At 73.5% G+C, this 12963-nt stretch carries 13 protein-coding genes; 4 read left to right on the top strand and 9 right to left on the bottom strand.

All coding sequences use genetic code 11. The annotated features are described in order from the left end of the window. Positions 1-9: 9 nt before the first annotated feature. The 7 genes from MF672_RS49865 to MF672_RS49835 all read right to left on the bottom strand — a co-directional run bounded on the left by MF672_RS49865 (position 10) and on the right by MF672_RS49835 (position 6860). The gene (locus MF672_RS49865) at positions 10-285 is read right to left on the bottom strand and encodes a DUF2160 domain-containing protein (RefSeq protein WP_242373097.1); all 276 of its coding nucleotides are present in this window, start codon (positions 283-285) and stop codon (positions 10-12) included. A 4-nt stretch (positions 286-289) separates the two neighbouring features. Further along, entirely contained in the window at positions 290-1099 is an 810-nt protein-coding gene (locus MF672_RS49860) for a carbohydrate ABC transporter permease (protein WP_242373096.1), read from the bottom strand. 5 nt (positions 1100-1104) lie between these two features. Then, positions 1105-2064 carry a carbohydrate ABC transporter permease gene (locus MF672_RS49855; protein ID WP_242373095.1) on the bottom strand — a complete coding sequence of 320 codons (960 nt, stop codon included), beginning with the start codon at positions 2062-2064 and terminating at the stop codon, positions 1105-1107. Further along, positions 2061-3152 (bottom strand): ABC transporter ATP-binding protein, encoded by a 1092-nt coding sequence (locus MF672_RS49850; protein WP_242373093.1) that lies wholly within the window; start codon positions 3150-3152, stop codon positions 2061-2063. The genes MF672_RS49855 and MF672_RS49850 overlap by 4 nt, the downstream gene beginning before the upstream one ends. Beyond that, positions 3145-4236, bottom strand: coding sequence for an ABC transporter ATP-binding protein (locus MF672_RS49845; RefSeq protein WP_242373092.1), 1092 nt, complete (start codon positions 4234-4236; stop codon positions 3145-3147). The genes MF672_RS49850 and MF672_RS49845 overlap by 8 nt, the downstream gene beginning before the upstream one ends. A 234-nt stretch (positions 4237-4470) precedes the next feature. Then, positions 4471-5997 carry an alpha/beta fold hydrolase gene (locus MF672_RS49840; RefSeq protein WP_242373091.1) on the bottom strand — a complete coding sequence of 509 codons (1527 nt, stop codon included), beginning with the start codon at positions 5995-5997 and terminating at the stop codon, positions 4471-4473. Between the two features lie 80 nt (positions 5998-6077). Beyond that, on the bottom strand, positions 6078-6860 hold the full coding sequence (locus MF672_RS49835; RefSeq protein WP_242373090.1) for an SDR family NAD(P)-dependent oxidoreductase: 783 nt from the start codon (positions 6858-6860) through the stop codon (positions 6078-6080). 109 nt (positions 6861-6969) lie between these two features. Between MF672_RS49835 and MF672_RS49830 the strand changes: the two genes are divergently transcribed. Continuing rightward, a complete protein-coding gene (locus MF672_RS49830; protein WP_242373088.1) occupies positions 6970-8574 on the top strand; it encodes a DUF4434 domain-containing protein in 1605 nt (534 codons plus the stop codon). A gap of 11 nt (positions 8575-8585) precedes the next feature. Here the strand turns inward: MF672_RS49830 and MF672_RS49825 are convergent, their stop codons facing one another. Continuing rightward, positions 8586-9485 carry an arginase family protein gene (locus MF672_RS49825; RefSeq protein WP_242373087.1) on the bottom strand — a complete coding sequence of 300 codons (900 nt, stop codon included), beginning with the start codon at positions 9483-9485 and terminating at the stop codon, positions 8586-8588. 29 nt (positions 9486-9514) lie between these two features. Between MF672_RS49825 and MF672_RS51740 the strand changes: the two genes are divergently transcribed. The 3 genes from MF672_RS51740 (at position 9515) to MF672_RS49810 (ending at position 11790) form a co-directional block, all read left to right on the top strand. After that, a complete protein-coding gene (locus MF672_RS51740) occupies positions 9515-10231 on the top strand; it encodes a CGNR zinc finger domain-containing protein (RefSeq protein WP_302893433.1) in 717 nt (238 codons plus the stop codon). Positions 10232-10321: 90 nt separating this feature from the next. After that, entirely contained in the window at positions 10322-10618 is a 297-nt protein-coding gene (locus MF672_RS49815; RefSeq protein WP_242373086.1) for a DUF8820 family protein, read from the top strand. Further along, on the top strand, positions 10618-11790 hold the full coding sequence (locus tag MF672_RS49810; protein WP_242373085.1) for a DUF6745 domain-containing protein: 1173 nt from the start codon (positions 10618-10620) through the stop codon (positions 11788-11790). The genes MF672_RS49815 and MF672_RS49810 overlap by 1 nt, the downstream gene beginning before the upstream one ends. Before the next feature lie 317 nt (positions 11791-12107). On the opposite strand, the gene MF672_RS49805 is transcribed toward MF672_RS49810, so the two are convergent. After that, entirely contained in the window at positions 12108-12926 is an 819-nt protein-coding gene (locus MF672_RS49805) for a class I SAM-dependent methyltransferase (protein WP_242373084.1), read from the bottom strand. Positions 12927-12963: the final 37 nt, after the last annotated feature.

Here is a 12963-nt window from a genome sequence, read left to right as displayed (position 1 = left end):
CTCTCCTACTCAGCCCCATATCCCGATCACGACCACCACCAGGGCCGCGCAGCCGAGCGCGAGCCACATGGACAGGTCGGTGACGGCCATCCAGCCGACCAGCACGAACGCGGCGCTGATCAGGCCGATGTACAGCCGGTCGCCGCGGTCGGTCTCGATGCGCAGGAACCCCCGCCGCGCCACGGGAGGGGAGAGGTGGCCCCAGAGCGCCATGCCGGCCAGCAGCAGGGCCAGCCCGGCGAACACCAGGGCCGTGGGGAGGGTCCACACCATCCACTCGAACATCCCGCTACACCCTCCCCAGCGCGAAGCCCTTCGCGATGTAGTTGCGCACGAACCAGATGACGACCGCGCCGGGCACGATCGTCAGCACCCCGGCGGCGGCCAGCAGCCCCCAGTCGATCCCGGCCGCGCTCACCGTCCGCGTCATGGTCGCGGCGATCGGCTTGGCGTCCACCGAGGTGATGGTGCGGGCGATCAGCAGCTCGACCCAGCTGAACATGAAGCAGAAGAACAGCGTCACGCCGATCGCCGAGCGGATCAGCGGCAGGAAGATCCGGACGAAGAAGCGCGGCAGCGAGTAGCCGTCGATGGCCGCCGTCTCGTCGATCTCGCGGGGGATGCCGGACATGAAGCCCTCCAGGATCCACACCGCGAGCGGCACGTTGAAGAGCATGTGCGCGATCGCCACGCCGAGGTGCGTGTCGAACAGGCCCACGGCCTGGTAGATCTGGAAGAACGGCAGCAGGAACACGGCGGGCGGCGCCATGCGGTTGGTCAGCAGCCAGAAGAACAGGTGCTTGTCGCCGGCGAAGCGGAAGCGGGAGAACGCGTACGCCGCGGGCAGCGCCACGATCAGCGACATCACCGCGTTCATCGAGGTGTAGAGGATCGAGTTGAGGTAGCTGGAGTACCACGACGGGTCGCCGAAGAAGGTCCGGTAGTTCTCGAACGTCACGCGCTGCGGGATCAGCGCGAAGCTGCCCAGGATGTCCTCGTTCGGGCGGATCGACATGCCGAACATCCACAACAGCGGCAGCATGAGCGTCGCCACGTACAGCCAGAAGACCGTGCGCGCCCAGGGGAGCCTTCTCGCCATCGAGGTCACCTTCCCGACCTGGTCAGCGCGGTGAAGAAGACGTAGCAGAGGATCTGCACGATGAGGAAGTAGATCAGCGAGAACGCCCCCGCCGGCCCCACGTCGAACTGCCCGACGGCGATCTTCGACAGCAGGATGCTGAGGAACGTCGTCGCGTTGCCGGGGCCGCCGCCGGTCACCACGAACGGCTCGGTGTAGATCATGAAGCTGTCCATGAAGCGCAGCAGGATCGCGATCGTCAGCACCCCGCGCAGCCTCGGCAGCTGGATGTGCCGGAACGTGGCCCACGCCGAGGCCCCGTCGATCTGCGCGGCCTGGAAGTACGGCTGCGGGATCGAGCGCAGCCCGGCGTAGGCGAGCAGCGCCACCAGCGGCGTCCAGTGCCACACGTCCATGACGAGGATCGTGACCCAGGCGTCGGTCGAGTCGAGCGTGTAGTTGTAGCCGACGCCGAACACGTTGTTGACCGTCCAGCCGCCGAGCCCGATGTCCGGGCGGGCGAAGATCTGCCAGATCGTGCCGACCACGTTCCACGGGATGAGCAGCGGCAGCGCCACCAGCACCAGCGCCACCGACACCCAGAACCCGCGGCGCGGCATCGCCACCGCGATGGCCACCCCGAGCGGGATCTCCACCAGCAGCACCTGGGCGGAGAACAGCAGCGTGCGGACGAACGCCGCACGGTTCTCCGGCCGCCGCACCGCCTCGTAGAACCAGTCCAGGCCGACGAACACCCGGTCGTCCGGGCTGAAGACGTCCTGCACCGAGAAGTTGACCACGGTCATCAGCGGGATGACCGCCGTGAACGCCACCGACACGACCACCGGCAGCACCAGCAGCCACGCCCGGTTGGCGCGCCTTCGCGGGTCGGGGCGCGGCTCGCGGCTCTCCGCGGGCGCCGCCGCGGGGTCCACCACCCCGCCGCCGACCTGGCTGCCCGCGACCGTCCTCTGGTCGGTGGTCACCCCGCGCCTCCCTCGCTCAGCGGCGCCAGCGAGCCGCACCGGACCTGGTCGCGGAACAGGAACGTGCGATCGGCGGGGAAGTGCAGGAACGCCGCCTCGCCCGGCGCGTACCCGGCCCCCGCCTCCGTCCTGGCGATCACCGGGTGGTCGCCGACCACGGCGTGGACCAGGTCGTAGGCGCCCATGCGGTCGACGCCGGTGACGCGGGCCGGCGCGCCGGGCGAGGCGGGCGCGCCGCCGACGGCGACGAACTCCGGCCGCACCCCGATCCGCACCGGCCCCTCCGGCAGCTCACCGCCCGCGCCGACGGCCGTCCCGCCCACCCGGACCACGCCGCCGGCCAGCTCGGCGGGCAGCACGTTCATGCCGGGCGAGCCGATGAAGTGCCCGACGAACTCGTGCGCCGGCGACAGGAACAGCTCGGCCGGCTCGCCCGCCTGCACGATGGCCCCCTCGTTGACCACCACGACCTCGTCGGCGAAGGTCAGCGCCTCGGTCTGGTCGTGGGTGACGTAGATGAGCGTGTGCCCGGTGTCGCGGTGGATCTCCTTGAGCTTGCTGCGCAGCGTCCACTTCAGCGCCGGGTCCACGACGGTGAGCGGCTCGTCCAGCAGCACCGCGGCCACCTCGGGACGCACCAGGCCGCGCCCCAGGCAGACGATCTGCTGGCGGCCCGGGTCGAGCCGGCGCGAGCGGCGGCCGAGCACGGGGTCCAGCCCGAGCAGCCGGGAGACCTCGCGCACCCGCCGGTCGACGTCCTTCTTCGGGTGGCGGCGGTTGCGGAGGGGGAAGGCGAGGTTGTCGTAGACGGACATCTCCTCGTACAGGACCGGGAACTGGAAGACCTGCGCGATGTTGCGGCCCGCGGTGGGCACGCCGGTGACGTCGCGGCCGTCGAACAGCACCCGGCCCTCGGTGGGCGTGAGCAGGCCGGAGATGATGTTGAGCAGCGTCGTCTTGCCGCAGCCGCTCGGGCCGAGCAGCGCGTACGCCCGCCCGCTCCGCCACGTCCACGTGGTCGGCCGGACCGCCCACGTCCGGCCGCCGTCGTAGCTGTGTCCCACGCCCTCCAGCCGGATGTCAGCCATGCAGGTCGACCTCCGCCGCGCCGGTGGCCAGCAGCCGGCCGCCGGTCTCGTCGAAGACGAAGACGTGCGCGGGGTCCACGTACGCGCGGGCCCGCTCGCCCGGCGTGAACCGCCGGGTGCCCGGCAGGTGCGCCACCAGGTGGCGCTCGTCGCGCAGCAGCAGGTGCACGAACGTGGCGCTGCCGGTCACCTCGGCCAGCCTGATCTCGGCGGGCAGCTCCAGCGCGTCCGGGCCGCGCGGGGCCAGCGTGACCTGGTGGGGACGGATGCCGAGCAGCACCCCGTGCCCGGCCACCTGCGCGCGGGGCGCGGGGAACGAGGCGCCGAGGCAGTCGATCCGGCCGTCGTGGACGACGCCCGGCAGCAGGTTCAGCGGCGGGTCGCTGAGCGTGGCGGCGACGGCGAGCGTGGGCGGGCGGGCGTACATGCCGGCGACGTCGCCGCTGTCCAGCACCCGGCCCTCGCCCAGCACCACGGTCGGCGCGGCGAACGTCAGCGCCTCGGCGGGGTCGGCCGTGGAGTAGAGCACCACGCCGGGCGCCTCGGCGAACATGGCCTTGAGGTCGGCGCGGAGCTGCTCGCGCAGCTTGAAGTCCAGGTTGGCGAGGGGCTCGTCGAGCAGCAGCACGTCCACCGGGCGGGCCAGGGCGCGGGCGATGGCGGTGCGCTGCTGCTGGCCGCCGGACAGCTCGCCGGGGCGGCGGCCGAGCAGGTCGCTGAGCCCCATGAGCGCCGCCGTCCCGCGCACCCGGCGGTCCAGCGCCGGGCCGCGGAAACGCCCGTCCAGGCGCAGCGGAGAGGCGATGTTCTCGTACACGGTGAGCGACGGGTAATTGATGAACTGCTGATAGACGAAGGCGATCGACCTTTTCCGGACGGAAATGCCGGTGACGTCTTTCCCGTCGACCAGGACCCGGCCGGAATCGGGGGGCTGCAGGCCGGCGGCGACCCGCATCAAGGTCGTCTTTCCCGAGTTCAGCGGCCCGATCAGGGTGGTCAGGCCGTTCGCGAGGTCCAGCCGGATGTCGTCGAGCCAGATTTCCCCGCGCTGGCGTAAGGAGACGCGATCGATAATCAGCGTCACGGCCCCGGTCCCTTCTGCTCGCCTCCATCTAACATGATCTGAAAATGCGTGCAAGGGCGCCTTTACAGCGCCGCGGGAAGGCGAACGGAAAGGGCTATCGCGGGGGCGGTGTCGTGACTGCTGGGCGGGCGGGAGGCCGCCGCCCGCGGAGGACGGCCTGCCGGGAGGGCCGATCTCCCGTCCGGCCGGGCGGCTCCCCCGTCACGCGGCGCGCCGCCCGGCCGGACGGCAGGCTCAGGACCCGGCCGGCACCGGCACTCCCGGGCACGTCCGGGTGCGGCGGCCGGTCTCGAAGTAGGCGACGATCTTCGACACGCAGCCCGGCGTGTGCAGCGCCGAGCCGTGCACGTCGTCGTCCACGGTCACCACGGTGCCGCCGACGGCCGCGCGCATGTCCAGCGTCCACTGGTACGGCGACGGGCTCTCGTGCAGGTGGCCCGACAACATCAGCGAGCCGCCGCCGCGCCGCAGCCGCGTCTCCTGCACCGGCAGCGGCCAGCCCGCGCACTGCGGCACGAAGGCCGAGTCCTCGCCCGTCACCGGGTACCGGCGCAGCCGCTCCTGGTAGGCCCGCCACGCCGACTCGAACGTGCGCGACCCCAGGTCCTCGTTGCAGAAGTAGGCGACGTTCGCCGTCTTGTTGCCGCGCTCCGGCGCGCCGGCCGGGGGCGGCCCGCCCGGCCCGCCGCCCGCCAGCTTCTTGAGCGTCGGCGGGGCCTCCGGGCCGGTGGCGTCCACCAGCTCCTTGAGCACCTGCGCCACGTCCTTCCAGGCCGGGCTGGGCTGGCTCGCGGCCTCGGCGATGCGCCGGCCGTCCACGGTGAAGTCGATGTCGGTGAAGGTGACCGGGTGCTCGTCGTAGCGCTCGCGCAGCCGGGTCAGCGCCGCGACCACCTCGGCCTTGGTGTCGCCGAAGCCGTACGTGGCGTCGCGCTCGGCGATCCACGCGGCCAGGCGCTGGAAGATCCCGTCGGCGGCGCCGGCGCGGACGTCGGTGAAGACGTCCATCCGCGGCACCGGGATGGCGACGCTGTCCAGCCACATGCGCTGCACGTTCTGCGGGAACAGGCTGCGGTAGACGGCCCCGAACCAGGTGCCCCACGACACGCCCAGGAAGGCGAGCTTGCGCTCGCCGAGCGCCGCGCGGATCCGGTCGAGGTCGCGGGCGGCGTTCGCGGTCGTGATCTGGCCGATGAGGCCGGGGTCGCTGGCGCCGCACGCCTTGTTGGCCGCGACCGTCGCGGCGTAGACCTGCCTGGCCTGCTCCTCGGTGACCGGGCCCGGCTCCGGCTCCTTCTGCTCCGGGGGCTTGCACGCGGCCTTGGTGCTGTAGCCGGTGCCGCGCGGGTCGAGGCCGATGAGGTCGTAGCGTTCGTCCAGCTTCATCCCGCTCATGACCAGGTCGATCGGCATCAGGTAGCCGCTGCCGCCGGGGCCGCCGGGGTTGACCGCCAGGCTGCCCAGGCGGTGGGCCTGGTCGGCGGCCTTGAGCCGGGTGAAGGCGACGGTGATCTGCTTGCCGTCCGGGTCGGCGTAGTTCTGCGGGACGGCGAGCGTGCCGCACTCGGTGCGGGCGTACAGGCGGCGCCAGCGCGGGAACTCCTTCTCGGGCAGGCCGAACGAGCGCAGCACGTCGTCGGAGTACGCCGGGCAGTCCTGCCACTTCACGGCGGCGGCCTTCGGAGCGGAGGCGGCGGCCTGGGCGGGCGCGGCGAGCGCGCCCACGGACAGGGCGCCCACCAGTAAGGTTCTCAGGATCATGCCCCAAGGCTGGCGGCCGGGCCGCCGGCGGGCATCCCCCGCGAGTGGGGGACGGCCGCCTCCTTCAGGGGATCCCCCGGCTAGGGCAGGATCGCGTCCACGTAGCCGCCGTCCACGCGCAGCGCGCCGCCCGTGGTCGCGGAGGCGTACGGCGAGCTGAGGTAGACCACCATGTTGGCGATCTCCTCGGGCTCGATCAGCCGTTGCAGCAGCGACTGCGGCCGGTGCCGCCGCATGAACGCCCGCTGCGCCTCCTCCCACGGCAGGTCCTCGCCCACGAGCTGGCGGACGAACTCCTCCACGCCGCCCGTGTGCGTCGGCCCGGCGAGCACCGAGTTGACCGTCACCCCGGTGCCCGCCGCCTCCTTCGCGAAGCCGCGCGAGACGGCCAGCAGCGCCGTCTTCGTCATCCCGTAGTGGATCATCTCGGCCGGGACCGCCACCGCCGAGTCGCTGGCGATGTACTGGATCCGCCCCCAGCCGCGCTCCTTCATGCCCGGCAGGTACGCCCGGGTGAGCCGCACGGCGGCCAGCACGTTCACCTCGAAGTAGCGCCGCCACTCGGCGTCGTCGATCTCCAGCGCCGGGCGGGCGCCGAAGATGCCCAGGTTGTTGATCAGGATGTCCACCTGCGGCAGCAGGCCCAGCACCTGCTCGCAGCCCTCCTCGGTGGACACGTCGCCGGGCGCCGCGACCAGGTCGCCGCCCGGCATCCGCTCGATGGCGGCGGCCACCCCGGCCTCGCCGCGGCCGTTGACGCCGACGCGGGCCCCCGCCGCCGCGAGGCCGGCGGCGATGGCCGCCCCGATGCCCTGCGTCGAGCCGGTGACCAGCGCGGTTCTCCCGCTGAGATCGATGCGCACGATGTCGTCCCCCTTGCCGCCATTCTCCTTGGCCGGGTGGCGGCGGCTCACTCCGGGGTCGTTTTTCTCCGGCCATGGGGCAGTTCGGCTACGTAGGCTGGAGCTGGGCGTGGAAGGGGCGTGGGTGCACCGGATCCTGTGGGCCGTGGCGGCGGTGGCCGTCGTCGTGGGGCTCGCCGCCGTGGTCATGGGCGTGGTCGTGCCGGCCGTCTCCGAGGGGCCGGCGCGGGACCCGGCAGACTGCCAGCCTCGCGACACGCGGGTGACGGCCCCGTACGCGGTGACCGGCTACTGGGTCATGCCCCGCGCCGACGTGTGCGTGACCCGGCGCATGGTCGAGGCCGTCCATCAGATCGGCGGTGACACGCTGGTCACGTTCGGGCCCCGGTTCGAGGCGCGGGACGCCGTCTTCGCCGGATGCCGGGTGGACGGGCGGCCGTGCGCCGAGGTGCCGGGCAAGCGGGTCCGGCACGTGTACACGTACACGACGAGCGAGGAGTTCGGGCCGGGGCTGCTGCGCTGCCAGGGGCTCGACCGGCGGGTCGAGGCCGGCGACCGGGTCTTCTACCGGGTGTCGCTGGCCGCGTCGTGCGCCGACCCCGTCCAGGACCTGGTGCTGATCTCCACCGACGGCGACGGGCTGGGCAACCTGATGGCCGAGGCGGCGGCGTACGGGATGAAGGTGTTCCCCGGGCTGCCCGCCGCGCCGCAGGAGCCCGGCAAGACGTGGGAGCCGGACCACGACCACACGGCCGCGCTGACCGCCTTCACCGGGCGGGTGCTGGCCGACTACCGGGCGCGGTTCGGCGGGTCGGCGGCGTTCGCGGGGGTGTACCAGTCGTTCGAGCTGGCCATGCGCGACCGCGCCCCCGGCGACCCGATCATCGGCCTGTACGCCGCCCAGCACCGGATCGTCGCCGCGACGCTGCCGGGGAAGACCATCCTGGTCAGCCCGTACATCGACGCCCGCCGGGGCCGCGGCTTCCCGCCCGAGCAGGCCGGGGCCGGGCTCGCCGACATCGCCGCCACCCGCTCCGGCGCCCCCATGGCCGTCGCCGTCCAGGACGGGCGGGGCACCGGCAAGGTCCCCGTGTACGGGCCGCACGAGCGGGACGCCAAGGTCGACCCGCGCCTGGTGCCCGTCGTCGGGGACGTCACCAACGCCCAGGCGTACTACGGGGCCACCCGCGACTACATAGAGGCGGCGGCCCGGCAAGTGCCGCCCGGCGTGCGGCTCTGGGTGAACATCGAGGGCTTCGAGCCCGCGCCCGCCGACGGCGAGTGCGGCCGGGTGGACCCGCTGCCGCTGCGCGGCCGCACCACGAAGAGCCGCCTGGACCGGCAGGTCATGGCGGCGGGCACGCACGCCGAGAAGATCATCTCGTACGGATGGGACCCGTTCTTCACCTGCCAGGCCCGCTACGACACGCCCTCGCTGGCCGACGACATCGCGAGCGGCTGGCAGGAGCCCATCGTGGTGAGCGCCGCGCGCAAGGACATGAACGGGCAGGCCGGCACCCTCGTCGAGGGCTACAACCTGTGGGGCGGCACGCTGCGCTTCGAGCCGGAGGGGGTGAGCGTGCCGCAGGGCTGGTACGGGCGGGGGCGGCTGGAGTCGGCGTGGGTGCCGTACGTGCCGTCGGCGCCGTGGACCGCGATCACGGCCACGAACGGGGCGGGGGAGAGCAGCACGAGCCCGTACGTGCTGCCCTGACCGGGCCGGCCTCACTCCAGCGCGGCCACCAGGACGTCCGCCAGCAGCGCGGCCTGCTCGCCGCTCTCGTCCAGGTCCGGGTCGAAGATCGTCACCTGGAGGCCGGCGGCGCCGGGCAGCCGGACGAGCCCGCGGACGAGCTGGACCAGCTCGTCGGGCTGGAGCCCGCCGGGGGCGGGGGAGTCGACGGCCGGCAGGACGGACGGGTCGAGGACGTCGGCGTCCAGGTGGATCCAGAACCCGTCCAGCTCCTCGCGCGCCAGCAGCTCCGCCGCCCGCTCCGCATCGCGGACGAGCCGGTCGCCGGGGACGTACGCGAGCCCGCTGCCCTCGACATCCCGCAGGTCCTCCTCGTCCCGCACCCCGAGCAGGATCACGTCCTCATCCCTGACGTACGGCCGCAGCCCGTCCAGATCGGTCAGATAGTCGTCACCGCGCCCGGTCACCAGCGCGACGGCCTCCCCGGCGGCCGCGCCCACGTGCGGCGAGTTGCCGAGATGCCGGAAATCGGCGTGCGCGTCCAGGTACGCCAGCCCGTACCGGCCCGCGTGCCGCAACGCCAGTGCGGGTCCGAGCAGGATCGAGCAGTCGCCGCCCAGCAGGACCGGGAACGCGCCGTCGGCCCGCAGCTTGGTCACCCGGTCGGCGAGCGCGCGGGCATAGGAGGCGATGGCGGGGCCGTTGCGCACGCCGTCGCCCGGCTCCCAGGTGGCGACGTAGCGGGGCGGCACGAGCGCGCCCGCGTCCGCCGCGCCGATCCGCTCCAGGAGGCCGGTGTCGCGCAGCGCCCAGGGCGCCTTGTAGCAGCCGGGGACGGTGTCCGGCGCGAGCGGCCGCAGGCCGAGGTTGGACGGCGCGTCCAGCACTGCCGTGGGTCGAGGTCCGGTCGCGTCAGGGGTTATTCTTTCCATAGCCCTGACGCTAGCAAGGAGGTGGCCGGATGCGCCAGTACGCGGAGACGGGCCTGGTGGCCCTCGACCTGGCCAACACGTGGGATGAATACCTGGACGAGCCCGAACGGCTCCCGGACGCAGCGGCCCTCGAACGCTTCTGCGCCGAGCTCAAGGAACCCTGCGGCCCGCTGACCCCCGCCGACCTCGCAGCCGTCCGCGAGATCCGCACCCGCCTCCGCTCCGTACTGTCCGCCGCCTCCCCCTCCCAGGCCGCCACCGACCGCGCCCCCGCCTCCGAGCCCTCCGCTCCCGAGTCCCCCGCTCCCGAGTCCCCCGCTCCCGAGTCCCCCGCTCCCGAGTCCCCCGCTCCCGAGTCCCCCGCCGAGGGGGCCGTCGCCCCGGCTCACGAACCGGCCGCTGCCCTTCCCCCCGGCCTCCCCTCTCCGGACGATCGCGCCCGCGCCCTGGCCCGATGGGTGGCCGACCTGCCGCTGCGGCCCGCCGTCGAAACCGCCTCCGACATCCCCCGCCTGCGCCTCACCGCCCGCCAAGGCGCGCCCCTGGCCGAACGCCTCGCCGTCCGAGCCGTCACCGACCTCCTGGACCTGGCGGCCGCGGGCGACTGGCACCGCCTCCGCCGCTGCGCCGCCCGCCCCTGCCAGGACGCCTTCGTCGACCGCAGCCGCCCCGGCCGCCGCCAGTTCTGCTCCACCCGCTGCGCCAACCGCGCCCACGCCGCCGCCTCCCGCGCCCGCCACCGCTGACCTGCCTGCCTCCGCCCTGGCCGCCTCCCCCCGGAATTGTCGGTCGCGCTCGGTAGCTTGCGATCATCCCCCCGACATGGAGGTTGGTCGATGTACCGACAGGGCGACATCCTGATCGTGCCCGTGCCCGAGGAGTCCGCGCCCCGCACGTTGCGCCCCGAGCCCAGGGACGCTCGCGGGCGGCTGGTGCTGGCGTACGGCGAGGCGACCGGGCACTGCCACGCCATCCCCGGCCCCGGCACGCTGTCCGGCGGCTTCCTGCACCTGCCCGAGGGCGGCAGGCTCGTGCACGAGGAGCACGCCGCGATCTCGCTGCCCAAGGGCTGGTACCGCGTCGTCCGGCAGCGCGAGTACGTGCCCGGCTCCTACCGGGTGGTGGCCGACTGATGGAGACGCTGACCTGGGAGCGGGCCCTCCTGGCCACCGGGCCGGGCGACGGCGTGGAGGAGGCGGTGCGGCAGGCGTACCGCGAGGCGGGGCTCGGCGAGCCGGCACACGTGATCACGCTGCCCTCGCCCGCCGCCGGGGCGCTCGCGGCGGCCTGGCTGGGCGGCGACGACCGGCGGCGCAAGGAACTGGAAGAGGCCGAGGCGCATCGGCGGCGGCACGCGGCGGCCGCGCTGCGCACGGCGGGCGGGGCCGAGGCCGGGCCGCTCGTGCCCTTCGACGTGCTGCGCGGGCTCGGCGAGCCGGGACGGGTCGTACGGGAGGCGGTCCGCACCACGCCCTGGGAGCGGGCGCGGCGGGCCGCGTACGCGGAGCTCGGCCCGACGGGCTGGGCGGCGCTCTGGGACGAGACCGGCGGGCGGCTCTGGCCGCAGGCCGACCGGCTCATCACGGCCATCCGGCGGGGGCTGGCCGAGCTGGGCGGGGAAGAGCTGCGGGTGGCGACGCTGGACGCGGTGCTGGGGCAGCACGACGCGCCCTGGCTCGCCGCCTTCGACAAGCTGGACGGGGGAGCGGAGGAGAGCGCGGAGCCCGACGGGGAAGCGGGGCTCGACGTGCTCCGAGGGCTGCGGGGGCTCCGGGGGCTGAGGCGGGTGGCCGGGTGCGCCGGGTGGTGGTGGCCGTACGAGCGGGTCGCCATCGTCACCGAACGGCCCGTCGAGCTGCACCTCGACGACCTCGGCCGGCTGCACAGGGCCGACGGGCCGGCCCTCGCCTACGCCGACGGGTTCGCGTTGCACGCCTGGCACGGCATGCCGGTGCCCGCCGACTTCGGCACGTCGATGCGCCGGCTCACCCCCGAGCGCATCCGCGCCGAGGAGAACGCCGAGCTGCGGCGCGCCATGCTCGAACACTTCGGCATCGACCGCTACCTCGCCGAGTCGGGCGCCCAGCCCCTGCAACGCGACGAGACGGGCGTGCTCTGGCGCATCGACCTGCCCGACGACGAGCCGATCACCATGGTGGAGGTGGTCAACTCGACCCCGGAGCCCGACGGCAGCCGGCGCACGTACTTCCTGCGGGTCCCGCCGTGGGTGCGGCGGGCGAGGGAAGGCGTGGCCTGGACGTTCGGCGTCGAGGAGAAGGACTACCGGCCCGAACGCGAAACCTGACCCACCGCAAGAGCTGGAGCCAGGCACCGGCACCGGCTGTGCTGCGTGCTCACGGCCCGGACCACGTCTTGGTCTGGGTCCTGGAGATCAACACCTGGCCAGGACGGAAGAGACGGAATCCCCGCACCGCTCCTGGATCTCCTACCTCGCCCATGCGGTGGCCGGCAGGTGACAGTGTCGAGCGGCGACCGCCAGGCGGGACGAGGTGGGTCCTCCTGGCGACCTCGTGGAAGCCGTCACGAGCGGCTGAGCGGGGCCGGAGCGTCCCGTCGCCGGCTCCGGCTGATGCCGGGTGGACGGTCGGGGATGGACGGGGGTCAGAAGCGGAACCGGACGATGCGGGTGGATCGTTTCATGCCCGGCACGAGGTTCAGGACCCGGTACAAGCGGCGGGTGCCGGCCGGGGCCTTGGCCATCAGGATCGGCGCGTCGTACATCGGCTTCTCGTCCACGTACTCGAGCCGAGGGTGCCAGTCGGCCAGTGCCGCCGGGTCGTCGAAGCCGCAGTGGAACTGGGCGCCGCCGTACCTGCGCAGCGTGGGGTCCCATCTGGAGAAGCGCCAGGCCCAGACCGGCGTCGTGTCGAACTGGAGCCGGCCGGTCGGGAAGGCGTCGACGACGCTGGTGAGCAGCCGCCGGACGTCCGGCTCGGTCAGGTACGGCACCAGGCCCTCGGCGATCATCAGCGCCGGCCGGCCCCGGGGGACGCGGTCCAGCCAGGTCAGATCGGTGACGTCGGAGGCGATGAGGGTGTAGTGCTCGCGCGGCGGCAGGAGCTCCCGCCGCAGTGCGATGACGGAGGGGTAGTCCAGGTCGTACCAGTCGACGGTGGGGGGCGGGTCGATCCGGTACACCCGGGCGTCGAGGCCGCAGCCCAGGTGCAGGACCACCGCGTCGGGGTGGTCGGCGAGGTAGCTCCGCGCCCAGTCGTCGTGGGCCTTGGCGCGCACCACGGCGGCCAGGCCGATCTGGCTGCGGCCGAACCTGTCCTTGTCGTAGGCGGGGTCGAGGCGGCGCATCACCCGCTCGGCGTGCTCGTCGCCGAGGATCGGGTCGGGCAGCCGGTTGTCCAGCGCTTTGGCTTTGAGGACGGGGTTGAGCGTCTGCTGCACCCCCACGAGTTCCGTATCCTTCACGACGACAACGGTACTCTTATTTCACGAATTTCGTGAA

Origin of the sequence: Actinomadura luzonensis, assembly GCF_022664455.2 — a bacterium.
Lineage (GTDB): Bacteria > Actinomycetota > Actinomycetes > Streptosporangiales > Streptosporangiaceae > Nonomuraea > Nonomuraea luzonensis.
The sequence above is the reverse complement of the archived record's forward strand: the minus strand, read 5'-3'. Positions and strand labels throughout refer to the sequence as shown.